The 13,547-nt window shown below is 69.0% G+C and carries 10 protein-coding genes and 2 pseudogenes; 6 read left to right on the forward strand and 6 right to left on the reverse strand.

Translation table 11 applies throughout. The features are described 5' to 3' along the window. Both EQG76_RS24190 and ssuD (EQG76_RS24195) read left to right on the forward strand, forming a co-directional pair. Positions 1 to 701: sulfite exporter TauE/SafE family protein (locus EQG76_RS24190; protein WP_159717121.1), on the forward strand; the 701-nt coding region annotated here is incomplete at its 5' end. Between the two features lie 127 nt (positions 702 to 828). Beyond that, the gene (gene ssuD / locus EQG76_RS24195; protein ID WP_159717123.1) at positions 829 to 2,052 is read left to right on the forward strand and encodes an FMNH2-dependent alkanesulfonate monooxygenase; all 1,224 of its coding nucleotides are present in this window, start codon (positions 829 to 831) and stop codon (positions 2,050 to 2,052) included. 30 nt (positions 2,053 to 2,082) lie between these two features. Here ssuD (EQG76_RS24195) and EQG76_RS24200 read toward each other — a convergent pair whose 3' ends face one another. The 6 genes and pseudogenes from EQG76_RS24200 to EQG76_RS24225 form a co-directional block, all read right to left on the reverse strand. Then, a complete protein-coding gene (locus EQG76_RS24200; protein WP_159717125.1) occupies positions 2,083 to 3,510 on the reverse strand; it encodes an FAD/NAD(P)-binding protein in 1,428 nt (475 codons plus the stop codon). Positions 3,511 to 3,522: 12 nt separating this feature from the next. Further along, the gene (locus tag EQG76_RS24205; protein WP_159717127.1) at positions 3,523 to 4,929 is read right to left on the reverse strand and encodes an LLM class flavin-dependent oxidoreductase; all 1,407 of its coding nucleotides are present in this window, start codon (positions 4,927 to 4,929) and stop codon (positions 3,523 to 3,525) included. Between the two features lie 10 nt (positions 4,930 to 4,939). Then, positions 4,940 to 6,163, reverse strand: coding sequence for an SfnB family sulfur acquisition oxidoreductase (locus EQG76_RS24210; RefSeq protein ID WP_200841073.1), 1,224 nt, complete (start codon positions 6,161 to 6,163; stop codon positions 4,940 to 4,942). Between the two features lie 7 nt (positions 6,164 to 6,170). Next, a pseudogene (locus tag EQG76_RS24215) lies at positions 6,171 to 7,429 on the reverse strand (SfnB family sulfur acquisition oxidoreductase). Between the two features lie 34 nt (positions 7,430 to 7,463). Beyond that, positions 7,464 to 8,444 carry an AMP-binding protein gene (locus EQG76_RS24220; RefSeq protein ID WP_159717131.1) on the reverse strand — a complete coding sequence of 327 codons (981 nt, stop codon included), beginning with the start codon at positions 8,442 to 8,444 and terminating at the stop codon, positions 7,464 to 7,466. A 43-nt stretch (positions 8,445 to 8,487) separates the two neighbouring features. Next, complete coding sequence (locus tag EQG76_RS24225; protein ID WP_159717133.1) at positions 8,488 to 9,087, reverse strand: hypothetical protein; 600 nt, start codon at positions 9,085 to 9,087, stop codon at positions 8,488 to 8,490. 245 nt (positions 9,088 to 9,332) lie between these two features. Here EQG76_RS24225 and ssuD (EQG76_RS24230) point away from each other — a divergent pair, with 245 nt between their 5' ends. From ssuD (EQG76_RS24230) to EQG76_RS24245, 4 genes and pseudogenes are all read left to right on the forward strand, one after another. After that, positions 9,333 to 10,487 carry an FMNH2-dependent alkanesulfonate monooxygenase gene (gene ssuD, locus EQG76_RS24230; RefSeq protein WP_159717135.1) on the forward strand — a complete coding sequence of 385 codons (1,155 nt, stop codon included), beginning with the start codon at positions 9,333 to 9,335 and terminating at the stop codon, positions 10,485 to 10,487. A gap of 19 nt (positions 10,488 to 10,506) precedes the next feature. Beyond that, a complete protein-coding gene (locus tag EQG76_RS24235) occupies positions 10,507 to 11,841 on the forward strand; it encodes a sugar ABC transporter substrate-binding protein (RefSeq protein WP_159717137.1) in 1,335 nt (444 codons plus the stop codon). Between the two features lie 26 nt (positions 11,842 to 11,867). After that, a complete protein-coding gene (locus EQG76_RS24240) occupies positions 11,868 to 13,196 on the forward strand; it encodes a sugar ABC transporter substrate-binding protein (protein ID WP_159717139.1) in 1,329 nt (442 codons plus the stop codon). Positions 13,197 to 13,227: 31 nt separating this feature from the next. Continuing rightward, positions 13,228 to 13,547 (forward strand): annotated as a pseudogene (locus EQG76_RS24245) (hypothetical protein); the annotation flags it as partial.

Here is a 13,547-nt window from a genome sequence, read left to right on the forward strand (position 1 = left end):
CCCAGATGGTCGACGGTGCGCTCGGCATGGCGTTCGGCGTGATCTGCTCGTCCAGCCTGATCGCGTTCGGCCTGCCGCCGGTGATGGCGAGCGCTTCGGTCCATGCGGCGGAGATCGTGACCACCGGGATCTCGGGCGGCTCCCATGTCTATCACCGCAACGTCGACAAGCGCCTGTTCCTGAAGCTGGCCGCGACCGGCGTAGCGGGCGGCGTGGTCGGCGCCTACCTGCTCACGGGCCTGCCTGCCGACATCGTTAAGGCCTTCGTCGCGTTCTACCTGATGGGCATGGCGCTGCTGATCATCAATCGGGTGTGCGGGCGGGTGCACGAGGGGGTCAAGCCGCCGCCGCAGGTCCTGGGTGCCTGCGGCGGCTTTCTCGATGCGATCGGCGGCGGCGGCTGGGGGCCGATCGTGGCCTCGTCGCTGATGGCCACGGGCGGGGAGCCGCGGCGCTCGATCGGGTCGGCCAATTGCGCCGAGTTCTTCGTCACCGTGGCGATCTCGGTCACGTTCATGCTGCATCTCGAGCTGGCCGAATATGGCCGGATCGTGCTGGGGCTGGTGATCGGCGGCGCGCTGGCGGCACCGCTGGCGGGCTGGCTGATCCGGATCATGCCGCAGAAGTTGGCCCTGGGGCTGGTCGCCGTCGTGGTCTCGGCCCAGGCCGCGATCAGCCTGTACAGCTTCGTCTGGGCGTGACGTACCGAGGCAGGGTGGCCCGGTCGACCAGACAATGTTGATAAATTTGATCTACTAAATAAGATGCCTCTGGACGGAAGCGCCGAACGGCTGCTGCCGTTCCCCCCAACCATCCCCGGGGTATCGCATGACCTTCGCCTCCCACGCGCTGTACCCGGCAGGCAGTGCCGGCCCGGTGCCGGCACCGGCGCAGCAGGCCAACATCCTGTGGTTCATTCCGACCCATGGCGACGGGCGCTATCTCGCCACCACCGAAGCCGCCCGCGATGTCTCGCTGCCCTATCTTACCCAGATCGCGCAGGCGGCCGACGATCTCGGCTACTATGGCGTGCTGCTGCCGACCGGGCGGTCCTGCGAGGACAGCTGGATCGTGGCCTCCGCGCTGGCACCGCTCACCAGGCGGCTGCGCTACCTGGTGGCGATCCGGCCGGGCCTGATGACGCCCACCGTGGCGGCCCGGATGTCGTCGACGCTCGACAGGGTCTCGGGCGGCCGGCTCCTGATCAACGTGGTCACCGGCGGCGACCCGGTTGAACTCAAGGGCGAGGGGGTCTTCCTCGATCATCCCGAGCGCTATGCGATCACCGACGAGTTCCTGACGATCTGGCGCCGGCTGCTCCAGGGCGAGATCGTCACCTGGAAAGGACAGCACCTCGCGGTGGAAGACGGCCGCGTGCTGTATCCGCCGGTGCAGAAGCCCTATCCGCCGCTCTATTTCGGCGGTTCCTCGGCGGCCGGCATCGAGGTCGCGGCCGAGCATGTCGACCACTACCTGACCTGGGGCGAGCCGCCGGCGCAGGTCGGCGAGAAGCTCCACGTCGCGGCGGCCGCTGCCGCACGCAAAGGGCGGCGGCTGAAGTTCGGTATCCGCCTCCATGTGATCGTGCGCGAGACCAACGAGGAAGCCTGGGCTGCTGCCGACCGGCTGATCTCGCGTATCGACGATGCGACCATCGCCCTGGCGCAGAAGACCTATGCCCGGATGGATTCCGAGGGCCAGCGCCGGATGAGTGCCCTGCACGGCGGCCGGCGTGACCGGCTGGAAGTGGCGCCCAATCTGTGGGCTGGGGTGGGCCTGGTGAGAGGCGGTGCCGGCACCGCACTGGTCGGCGATCCGGAAACGGTCGCGGCCCGGATGAAGGAATACATGGCGCTCGGCATCGAGAGCTTCATCCTGTCCGGCTATCCGCATCTGGAGGAAGCCTACCGATTCGCCGAGCTGGTGTTCCCGCTCCTGCCGCTGGCCGACACCACCGGCCGCGGCCGGCGTGAGGTCCGCAACGAGGGGCCGTTCGGCGAGATGATCGCCAACGACGTGCCGCCGGCCGAGCGGGCCCGGGCGCAGTCCTGACGGGCAGGTGGCAGCACCCGGGCGGCACCGTCAGGCAGCGCGACGGCCGGCCGGCCAGGGCTCCATGACGGTCCGCGCGACCGCTGCCGCCTGGCTGCGGATGTCGGGGACCGCGACCATTTCCCAGAAGGTGCCGCGCACAATCGGGCCGACCCCGAACAGGCCCGGCACTACTTCGCCGTTCCGACCAATCAGCATGGAGTTGGTCGTGGCATCCAGGCCGAGCCGCGCCCGGTCGAGCCGGACCAGCCCGTCCGTCAGGAGCTGGCGGACCAGGGGGTCGTCGGTGCCGGTGAGGTCGACGCCGATCCCGGTACAGTTGATCACCCGCTGCACTTCCAGGGCCAGGACCTGCTCGGAGCCACGCTGTCGGTAGGTCACCAGCGAGCCGCACGACCAGGGGCCAGACGGCTCCAGGCCGAGCAGCTTGCCCGTGTGCAGCACGAGCCGGCCGGAGCGGCGCATCGCCTCGATCCAGGAGGCAACCTGCGGGGCGATGCGGTGCCGGTGCGCATCCCACCAGGGCCGCAGATGGCGCAGGAAGCGCTGCCGGTCGTTCAGGGACAGTTCCTGCCAGAGCAGCTGCGTGTGCGGCCGGAGCGCGTCGACCACTGAGCGCCAGCCAATACCGGCCACGGCCGCCCGCGCCACCTCGCGCCGCACGCTGCGCATCAGCGTGGTAAGCGAGCGCCGGTCCTCCGCGGTCAGGCGCAGCTCGCGCCAGGCGGGGGCTGCGGCATGGGCGTGCGGCAGGAGGCCCCGCCGCGACAGGGCATGGATCCGGCCACGGAAGCCGCGCTCCAATAGGCGCAGGGTCACGTCCACCATGGTCAGCCCGGTGCCGAGCAGCAGCACCGGGTGCTCCAGGTCGATCTCCTCGATCGCTTGCGGCTGCCAGGGATTGTCCACGCAGCCGGGATAGGGCAGGGGTGCGGGCGGGAAGTTGCCCAGTGCCAGGATCACCGTGTCCGCGCGGACCGTTCGGCCGGATGCCGTGCGCAGCTGCCAGCCCTGGCCGGTCCGTGCCAGGCTCTGCGCCTCGTCCTTGACGATCGTCAGGCTTTCGGTGCTGCGCCGCTGACGCAGCACCTGGGCCAGCTGGTCGCGCACATAGCGGCCATAGAGCCCGCGGCGCACGAAGGTGCCGGCCGAATCCGACGTGCCGATATGGGCGCGTTCCGCCTCGGGCAGCGCTTCCAGCCAGCGCAGGAGATGGTCCGGCTCGTCCGGGAACGCGCTCATGTTCTCGGCGCGCACGTTCAGGACGTGGTTCGGGTCGTCGGTGGCGAACGCCACGCCCCTGCCGAGCTGGCGGTTGCGCTCGATCAGGATCACGCGGTCCTGCTCGCCGGCCCACCGCAGCAGCTGCAGGGCGGTGATCGTCCCGCTGAAGCCGCCGCCGATGATCGCGATGCTGCGGCCGGTCGGAGGACCGCCCGGCTGCCGGGCCTCGGCCATGTTTGTTCTCCCCTAGCTTGCCGTTGGTCGCCCGCGACGGAACGAAGCGGCCGGATGGCTCTCCCCCAGCCGACCGCTTGCCGGGCCGCCCAGCTTGGTGCACAGACTGCCCGCACGATATTCCTGTTTGTAGCGACCGCGCCGGGTCAGTTCCGGCACCACCAGGTCGGCAACATCGCTGAAGGTGCGGTGCGCCAGGGCGTAAGCCAGATTGAACCCGTCCACGCCGGTGGCCTCGACCCATTCCTCCATCCAGTCGGCGACCCATTCCTCCATCCAGTCGGCGACCCGGGCCGGCGTGCCGGCGACCACCGGGCCGATTCCGCCGATCCCGCCCCAGGCTGCCACCTCGCTCACCGTCCAGCGCTTGGTCGGATCGGCCACTGTGATGTTCTCCAGCGCCGAATGGCCGGCCTCGGTGCGGACATGCTCCACCACCTCGTCCGCCCGGAACCGGGCGAGGTCGATCCCGGTCCAGCCGGAGAACAGGACCAGCGCGCCCTCCTCGCTGACGAAGCGGCGATAGTCGGCGAGCTTGGCGCTGGCCTCTGCATCCGTCTCGCCCGGGATCAGGGTCGCCAGGCTGAAGATCTTGATCGCAGCCGGGTCGCGTCCGGCCTCGGCGGCCAGGGCGCGGATGCTCGCCACCCGCTTGGCGATCACGCCCGCCGCCGGACCGGACACGAACACGCACTCGGCATGGCGTGCGGCGAAGGCGCGGCCCTTGGGCGAGGAGCCGGCCTGGTAGAGCACGGGCGTGCGCTGCGGCGAGGGCTCGCACAGATGGATGGCGTCGACCCGGTAGTGCCTGCCCTCGAAGGTGACCTTATGGACCTTGCCGGGGTCGGCGAAGATGCCGCGCTCCTTGTCGCGCAGGACGGCGCCGTCCTCCCAGGAGCCTTCCCAGAGCCGGTAGACGACCTCCATATACTCCTCGGCCAGGTCGTAGCGGTCGTCATGCGCGGTCTGGCGTTCCCTGCCCTGACCTCTGGCAGCGCTGTCCAGGTAGCCGGTCACGATGTTCCAGCCGATCCGGCCGCGGGTCAGGTGGTCGAGTGTCGATATGCGCCGGGCGAAGGTGAGGGGCGGCTCGTAGGACAAAGTCGCGGTCACGCCGAAGCCCAGATGCTTCGTGACCGCCGCCATGGCCGAGATCGGCATGAGCGGGTCGTTCACCGGCACCTGGATGGCGTTGCGCACGGCGGCATCGGCATTGCCGCCATAGACGTCGTAGGTGCCTAGCACGTCGGCCAGGAACAGGCCGTCGAACCGGCCCTGCTCCAGGATCTGTGCGAGGTCGGTCCAGTATTCCAGCGTGTGGTAGTTGGCTGAGCGGTCGTCCGGATGGCGCCACAGCCCCGGCGACTGATGGCCGATGCAGTTCATCTCGAACGCGTTGAGGCGGATCTCGCGGCTCATGGAGGCCCCTTCACAAGGCGCCGTGCCGCGGCGGCAGCACGCCGTTCAGGTGGAAGTTGCCGATATGGTGGTACTTCCAGCGGACCGGGTCATGCAGCGTGTGGGTGCGCGCGTTGCGCCAGTGCCGGTCGAAGGCGAATCGGTCGGTGGTGGCGCGCGATCCTCCCAGCTCGAACAGCTTGCTCGCCACCAGAAGCGAGGTCTCGGTTGTCCAGACTTTCGCTTCCGCCACCGCCACCGAGGCCCGCGCCACGCTGCCTTCGTCCGGCTCGGCGCGCGCCCGGTCGATCAGCTCGCCGGCCCGTTCCAGCAGGGCGTCGCCGGCATCGACCTTGAGCTTCAGCTCGCCCACCTGGTGGATCGTGTAGACGTCCTCGTGCGCATGGTCCTGGCCACTGTCCATCCACGGCCGGGCCTGCTCCTGCACGAAGGCGATCGTGTCGGCCAGCGCGGCGCGGGCGATGCCCTGGTCGATCGCCGCATGGATGATCTGCGCCACCGGTCCCATCGGGCTCGGCCGGTCGAACGCATCCTGGTGGTCGATCACCCGCTCCGGTGGCACGCCGATCGATTCGAACAGGACGGTGCCGCTACCGGTGGTGCGCTGGCCGAACCCGTTCCAGTCGTCGATGAGGGTCAGGCCGGGCGTGCCGCGCGGGACGAAGGCCAAGGTGGTGCGGCCCTGGTGGCCTTTCGCCACTGCGACGATCCAGTGGGCGAACAGCGTACCTGTCGCATAGAACTTGCGGCCGTCCAGCCGGAGGCTGCCGTCCGGCTGTGGCGTCAGGCGGGTGAGGTAATCGTTCGCCCGCTTCGTGCCAATCTCGGCGAATGCATTGCCGAGCCGGTCACCCTCCAGCACGCGGCCGAAGAAGAAGCGCTGCTGCGCGGGCGTGCCCGACTGGACGATCGCCTCCACCATGTAGTGATGGTTCTGCGGGATCTGGCCGATGCTGGCATCGGCGGCCGAGACAATCGCCGTGACCTCGGCGAGCGTAACGGCGGAGACGCCGGGGCCGCCGAACGCCTTGGGCACCAAGATCCCCCACAGGCCCGACTGCGAGTACGCCTCGATCTCGGCGACCGGCAAGATCCGCTCGCGGTCGCGCTTGGCCGAGCCTTCGGCAATCCGCATCACGACCTCGCGGGCTGCGACCAGCGCCTCGACGTCGCTGCCGATCCGGCGGGCGGGGGAGCGGCGTACCGGCAGCTCGGGCAGGGTAGGGTTGGTCATGGACGCCTCACAGCCAGGGGTGGCGCGGCGGCTTGATGCCATTCAGCGCGTGGTTGCCGATGTGGAAGTACTTCCAGCGCACTGGATCGTGCAGGGTGTGGACCCGGGCGTTGCGCCAGTGACGGTCCAGGCCGTAGCGGGCGAGGGTGGACCTGGTACCGGCCAGCTCGAACAGTTTGTTGGTCGCGAGCACCGCGATCTCTGTGGTCAGCGCCTTGGCCCCCGCCACGGCCAAAGACGCTGCGGCGACGCTGTCCTCGTCGGGTGCCGCCACCGCGTGGTCGACCGCACGCGCCGCGCGCTTTAGCAGCGCCTCGGCGGCGTGCAGGCGGAGCTGGAGGTCGCCCACCGCCTGGATGGTGAACGGGTCGTGGGACGCCTGCTCCTTGCCGCTGTCGGTCCAGGGACGGCTATGGTTGCGCACGAACCAGATCGTGTCGGCGATCGTGCCGCGGGCGATGCCGGCGTCGATTGCCGCCTGGATGACCTGCGAGATCGGCCCGGCGGCGGTCGGCCGCTCGAAGGCGAGATAGGCAGGTATGACGTCGCTCTTGGGAACGAACACGTTCTCCAGGATCACGGTACCCGAAGCGGTGGTGCGCTGGCCGAACGACGACCAGTCGTCGACCACGGTGAGGCCCGGTGCATTGCGGTCGAGGAAGGCCAGATGCCCACGCTTCTCGGCATCGACCGCCACCACTGGCACGATATGCGCGAGCAGCGCGCCGGTGGCATAGAACTTCCTGCCGTTCACCTGGTAGCCGTCGCCGTCCGGCGTGAGCGTGGTCTGGAACTCGGTGACCGTGCGGCTGCCTGCTTCAGAGAAGGCGTTGCCGAACCGGATGCCCTGCAGCACCTGGGCGAAGAACCGCTCCTGCTGCGCTGGGCTGCCGTCGCTGCGGATCGCGTCGACCAGGCAGAAGTGATTCTGCGGGATCTGGGCGAGCGACGGGTCGACCTCGGCGATGGTCCGCACCACCTCGACCACCGTCCGGTAGCCGAGGCCGGGGCCGCCCATTCCTTTGGCACGGTGATGGCCCAGAGCCCGGACTGGGAGAACCGATCGAGTTCCGCGATCGGCAGGCGCTGGTCGCGGTCACGCTCAATGGCGTGCTCGGCAAACTGGGCGGCGAGCTCGCGGGCGATCTGGATCGCCTCGATGTCGCTGCCAACCCGGTGCGCTGCCGCCTGGGGACGCGGCCTCGGCAGGTGCGGCGAAGCCTGGGCCCGGGCTGCCGGATGGAGGACGACATGGGCATGGCTCATGGCAAGGTCGCTCCGGTTGGGTGGCGTGCTACGATCACAGGGAGCCGAGCGGCAGGATCAGCGGATCGTCGACGCTCCGCGCCGGCAGCCGGCTGTGGTCCCGCTCGTCGGCGAGCGGGATGCCCAGCCGGGCGAACTGCTGGAGGATGCCGGAAGGCAGCATGGAGGCGCGCAGCGGCAGGCCGGCATCGTCCAGGACCTCGATTCCCGCCACCCGGTCGAGCCCCAGCCGCTGGCGCAGCCATGCCGCGGCGAGCAGGCTGAACCGTTCGGGCAGGGCGGCCTGCAGCGTGTCCTCCAGCACCTGCAGGCGACGGCGTGACAGCAGGAGGACGCGGGGGCGGATCCGGCAGCGGTCGGTGAGCACCAGGTCCAGACTGGCGGGCAAGGTGATGCCGACACCCAGATCCAGCCAGTAGCGGAGCACGGCGCTCGGTGCGGCAGGCCAGTCGGTGCTTTCCTCCACCCAGACCGTGCGGCCGCCCCAGCCCGGGAGAAGCGCGTGGCGCGGGGATGCCTCTCGGCCGCCCCAACCGGCGCGGACCAGCCGGTAGGGCGCGATCCGGGGATGCGCCGCCTGATTGTCCCGAGTCGTGAACAGGACGGGCGAGGTCGGGGCGGTGAGCCAGGGCTCAGGACCGGGCGTTCCCAGGATCACGTGGTGGACATCCAGCTCAGCGGCGAGCCGGTGGATGCGGGTGGAAGTCTCGGCCAGAGGCACGGCAACCACGGCGGCTCCGAGCAGCTGGGCCGACAAAGCCAGCAGCAGGAGGTGCGGCTCCAATTCGCCCTGGATTGCCACCGTATGGCCCGGGCCGACCTGATAGGCGCTCAGCCCCTGGCTCAGGCGGCAGGTCTCGGCGCGCAGGTCCCGCCATGACCATTGCTGCCAGCGGCTCTGGTGGTGATGGCGCAGGGCCGGCCGATGCGGCTGCCGGTCGGCGAGCATGTTCAGCTGGCCGAGCCAGGCATCTGCCGGGCGGGCGGGCTCGGATGGCAGCGGGAGGATCGTCATGCCTCGGCTCCAGGTGCTGCGCCGGGGGCTGCTGGCGACCCGCTCAGCAGTGGATCGGCAGGAAGGTGAGTGGCGCTAGGGAATGGACGGCGTCGGCCGGCGCCGGGCGTTCGGGCACCCTGCAGCGGCGGACCAACTCGTCGGCCACCGTATCGATCCGCCGCGCCAGCGATGCAGCCGGCAGGCGGGCAAGAGGGAAGTCGTGGCGCTGCGCGTGCAGCCGATCTGGCAATACCCAGGCACCGCGAGCGCTCAGCATGCTCGCGATGTCGAACCCGTCGGACGAGGTACCGGCCCCGTCCTTCACCACGGCCAGCAGGACCGGAAGGGACGGCAGCGTGTCCGGCGCCAGCAGGGCCAGCAGGACCGGAAGGGACGGCAGCGTGTCCGGCGCCAGCAGGGCCAGCGCCTTTTCCAGCCGCGCCGCTTGACCGGCGCGGCGGGTCGACAGGCCCAGGACCAGCAGATCTGGGCGCGGCACGTCGGCAGTCCGCTCAGCAGCGAGGTCAAGCACGCGGCCGACGCTGTAGGTGCGATCGATCAGGGCATCGACGAGGCTGATGACCAGCGTGGTGGTGGGCGAGGGGTGCTCCGTGGCGGTCGAGATCCCGAGGATCGACCAAGCGAGCGCGGCGACATGCATCGGTTCGAGGATCCCAGGCTTCCTTTCCGGATCGCCAGCGCAGCACGATAAATTCATATTGTCTATCAAATTTATCTACTATCTTCGCCAAGGGCTCGTAGGGAGCCCGTAGTGCGATGCATCACATAAATTGATACAGCAGATAAACTAAATAGACTTTTTCCCCAGGCGGCCGGCCTAGTTCGGGCTCTCGAGCCGGCCGCCTTCGACCGGCATCCCGCTCAATCACCGCGCAAAGGGCAGGCATGACGGCACAGCCTCTAGAGATGTTCTGGTTCATCCCGACGCCAGGCGATGGCCGCTATCTCGGCACGCGCCAGGGCCATCGGCCGGCCGATCACCGCTACCTGCGGGAGATCGCCACCGCGGTGGACCGGTTGGGCTTTGGCGGCGTGCTCCTGCCGACCGGGCAGGGCTGCGAGGATGCCTGGATCACCGCCGCGGCGCTCGCACCCTTGACCGAGCGGCTGCGCTTCCTCGTGGCACTGCGGCCGGGCGTGGCCTCGCCCAGCTTCTTCGCGCGCCAGACTGCGACCCTCGACCGGCTGAGCGGTGGCCGCCTGCTCCTGAACGTGGTGGTGGGCGGCAATCCGTCGGAACTCGCTGGCGACGGGATCTATCTCGACCACGATGCGCGCTATGCCCAGGCCGACGAGTTCCTGGAGATCTGGCAGCGGGTCCTGGCCGGCGAGAAGGTTGACTTCGAGGGCCATCATCTGCGCGCCACCGGGACGGTGCTCGACTTTCCCCCGGTGCAGCGGCCCCATCCACCGCTCTGGTTCGACGGCTCCTCCAATGCGGCGCTGGATTTGGCCGCGCGGCGGATCGACACCTATCTGAGCTGGGGCGAGCCGCCGGCCCAGGTGGCCAGCAAGATCGCCGCGGTCCGGACCAGGACCAGGCTGGCAGGGCGCGAGGTCCGGTTCGGCCTGCGCATCCATCTGATCGTGCGCGAGACCGAGGCGGAAGCCTGGGCCGCGGCCGACCGCCTGATCGCGCATCTGTCCGACGACGCGATCGAGTTGGCCCAGCGCCGCTTCCGCGAGCAGTCCGATTCGGTGGGCCAGCAGCGGATGACCGCCCTGCACGACGGCCGGCGCGATCGGCTGGTGGTGGCGCCCAATCTCTGGGCCGGGCTGGGCCTGGTACGTCAGGGTGCCGGCACGGCGCTGGTCGGCAGCCCGGAGATCGTCGCGGCACGCCTGCGCGAGTACCAGGCGCTCGGCATCGAGACGATCATCGCGTCCGGCTACCCGCACCTGGAGGAAGCCTACCAGGTGGCCGAGCTGCTGTTTCCCGAGCTGGGCATCGCTGCCTGTTCCCACGGCCAGTCCCACCGCACCCATCCCGGCGAGTTCGGCTTCGATCACGAGGCACCGCTGCGCGCCGCCACCTCCTGACGCCTTGGAGCAGCATCCCATGATCAAGCGACTGGATCCCCGCCAGTTTCCCGACTTCACCAGCAAGCGCACGATCGACCGGCACATGGACCGGCTGGACAGCCAGGGCGTGTCGCGCCGCGACTTCCTGAGCATCGCGTCGGCCGGTGCGGTGGCCGGCGCGACGGCGACGGCCCTCGGCCTGCCCTCGGTGGCGGTGGCCGATCCATCCGGCAAGCTCGTCTATCTCGCCTGGACCACGCGGGTCGAATACATGGTGCAGGCAGGCGCGGTGTTCGAGGCCGCGACTAAGGCACTAGGCCTGTCCTACACCCTGCTGGACGGCCAGTTCGACAGCCAGCGCCAGCTCAACCAGACCGAGACCGAGGCGACGAACGGCACCAAGGCCATCGTGCTGCACGCCTCCGACGGCAGCGCGCTCAAGCGCATCAGCCAGATCGCCGCCGACAACCAGATCTACTTCGCCAATGTCTGGGCGACGCTGCCCTGGTTCACCCCGTTTGAAGCCAGCGACTACTACACGCTCTACGCAGTGCCGGAGGAGTTCTCCGCCCATCGCGGTGTCACGGTGGAGTTGCTGAAGGCGGTCACCGAGCGCTTTGGTGGCGGCAGCATCATTGACGTGACTGGCGTGCCCGGCTTCTCGACCGACACGGTGCGCTCGCGCGGCCGCGACGACGCCTTCAAGGACTTCCCCAAGACCAAGCTGGTCGGCGAGCTGCCCGGCAACTTCAACCGGGAGGACTCGCTCAAAGCCACCGAGGACCTGCTCAGCCGGCACAGCGACATCGTGGGCGTCGTCGCGCAGAACGACGACGTCGCCCAGGGCGTGATCGCGGCCCTGCGTGCCGCCGGGCTGCGGCCGGGCGAGGACGTGCTGGTCGTGGGTGCCGACGGCACCACCGAGGGGGCCAATGCCATCAAGGCCGGCCAGCAGCTCGCCACCAGCGCCAACAGCCCGGGCTACTTCGCTGCCCTGTTCGCCGGCCGGCTCTACGACGTCACCCATGGCTGGCGCCCGCGCGCCGCGGAGCGACTGCTCTACTGGCGCTCGGTAACCACCACCGCCGACAATGTCGACATCTACCTGAACCGCTACGTGAACAATAACGGCGTCGAGCCCTTCGACTACCGCAAGTTCTCGCGCGTGCTGCATCCTGACGACTGGGACCCGCAGAACGAGGTGTTCCCGCTCGACATCGACCAGGAATGGGCGGGCGTCCCCAAGCCCGAGGGCTGGCAATATCCGCCAGCATATCTCGAGGCCAAGAACAATGGCGAGTGGGAGGCGGTCACTCAGGAATACCGCGACCACTACCAGATCCCGTTCTTCGGCCCGTCGCCCAACGTCTGATCCCTTCTTCCGCTGGACCACGCCTCATGACCTTCGATCCAAGGATGCTGCCCGACTTCACCCAGAAGTCGATCGTCGACCGGCACATGGAGCGGCTGGACACGCATGGCGTGTCGCGCCGGGACTTCTTGTCGTTCGCCTCCGCAGCCGCGGTGGCCGCCGCCAGCGCCAAGGCATTTGGCCTGGGCCAGATCGCTTTGGCCGATGGGGGCGGCAAGCTCGCCTACCTGTCCGGCTATCTTCGCAACGAGTGGAGCGTCCAGTTCAGCGACGCGATCCAGGAGGCCGGCCGGCAATTCGGTTACAGCTACACGGCGCTGGACAGCCAGATCGACGGCCAGCGCCAGTACAACCAGTTCGAGGAACAGGTCGTCGACGGCGCCAACGGCATGATCTTCAACCTGTCGGACGGTGCCGCGATCCGGCGAATCGCGGATGTGGCCAGCCGCGAGCAGATCTTCGTCGCCAATATCTGGGACAGCCTGCCCTGGTTCACGCCGTTCGAGGCGGGCGACTACTGGACGCTCTACGCCCAGCCCGAGGAGTTCTCGGCGCAGAAGGCGCTGACCGAGGTCCTCTTGCAGAAGGTTACCGAGCAGTTCGGCGGTGGCAAGATCGCGGCGGTCACCGGCAACCCCGGCAACACGCTGGACACGCTGCGCTCGCGCGGCACGGCTGCCGCGTTCGCGGCCTACCCTATGACCGAGCTGGTCGACTCCCTGCCGGGCCTGTGGAACCGTGAGGATTCGCTGCGCGCCGCTGAGGACCTGCTTACCCGGCACGGCGACATCGTGGGCTTCGTCGGCCACAACGACGACGTGGCCCAGGGCATCCTCGGCGCCCTGCGCACCAATGGCCTGAAGGCCGGGCAGGACGTGTTCGTGGCGGCGACCGACGCCACCCTAGAAGGGGCCACGGCCGTCAGGAACGGCCTGCAGGTCTCCACCAGCGCCAACAGCCCGCCCTGGGCCGGCGGCTTCTTCGTGGCGCGGCTCTACGATGTGCAGAACGGCTGGGAGCCCAGGCCGATCGAGCGGCTGCTCAGTTGGCGTTCGATCCTGCTGATCCAGGACAATATCGACAGCTATTTCGGCCGCTATGTCAACAATAACGGCGTGCCGCCATTCGACTACAAACGGATGTCCAAGGTCCTGCACCCGGACGACTGGGACCCGCAGAACGAGGTCTTCCCGCTGGACGTCGACATCCTGTGGGACGGGCTGCCGAAGCCGGACGGCTGGCAGTACCCCAAGGAATATACCGAGGCCAAGGCCAACGGCGACTGGGAAGCGGTCACGGCGGAATATGCCGAGCACTACAAGGTGAAGTTCATTGGCCCGTCCCCGAACGCGTGACTGCCGCCAACGCCAGTTTGGACACAAGCAGATGACCCAGAGATTCGATCCGCGTTCCCTGCCGGACTTTTCCGACCGGAAGGTCATCGACCGGCACATGGAGCGGCTGGACACCCATGGTGTCTCCAGGCGCGACTTCCTGGCGCTGGCGTCGGCCGGTGCCGCCGCGAGCGCCGGCGCGCTGGCCGCCGGCCTGCCCACGGCGGCGGTGGCCGATCCGTCCGGCAAGCTCGCCTTCCTGACCGCGTTCTACAGCAATGAGTACAACGCGATCCTCGACAGGGCGTTCGCCGCGGCCACCAGGGCGTTCGGGATCGACTATGTCGTCCTGGACGGCCGGTTCGACAGCGA

Source organism: Geminicoccus flavidas, from assembly GCF_009806515.1.
GTDB classification, from domain to species: domain Bacteria; phylum Pseudomonadota; class Alphaproteobacteria; order Geminicoccales; family Geminicoccaceae; genus Geminicoccus; species Geminicoccus flavidus.

Coding starts and splice junctions, on each gene's coding strand:
- EQG76_RS24240 (WP_159717139.1), top strand. CDS start 11,868: ATGACCTTCGATCCAAGGATGCTGCCCGACTTCACCCAGAAGTCGATC.
- EQG76_RS24205 (WP_159717127.1), bottom strand. CDS start 4,929: ATGAGCCGCGAGATCCGCCTCAACGCGTTCGAGATGAACTGCATCGGC.
- EQG76_RS24210 (WP_200841073.1), bottom strand. CDS start 6,163: ATGACCAACCCTACCCTGCCCGAGCTGCCGGTACGCCGCTCCCCCGCC.
- EQG76_RS24225 (WP_159717133.1), bottom strand. CDS start 9,087: ATGCATGTCGCCGCGCTCGCTTGGTCGATCCTCGGGATCTCGACCGCC.
- EQG76_RS24200 (WP_159717125.1), bottom strand. CDS start 3,510: ATGGCCGAGGCCCGGCAGCCGGGCGGTCCTCCGACCGGCCGCAGCATC.
- ssuD (WP_159717135.1), top strand. CDS start 9,333: ATGACGGCACAGCCTCTAGAGATGTTCTGGTTCATCCCGACGCCAGGC.
- ssuD (WP_159717123.1), top strand. CDS start 829: ATGACCTTCGCCTCCCACGCGCTGTACCCGGCAGGCAGTGCCGGCCCG.
- EQG76_RS24220 (WP_159717131.1), bottom strand. CDS start 8,444: ATGACGATCCTCCCGCTGCCATCCGAGCCCGCCCGCCCGGCAGATGCC.
- EQG76_RS24235 (WP_159717137.1), top strand. CDS start 10,507: ATGATCAAGCGACTGGATCCCCGCCAGTTTCCCGACTTCACCAGCAAG.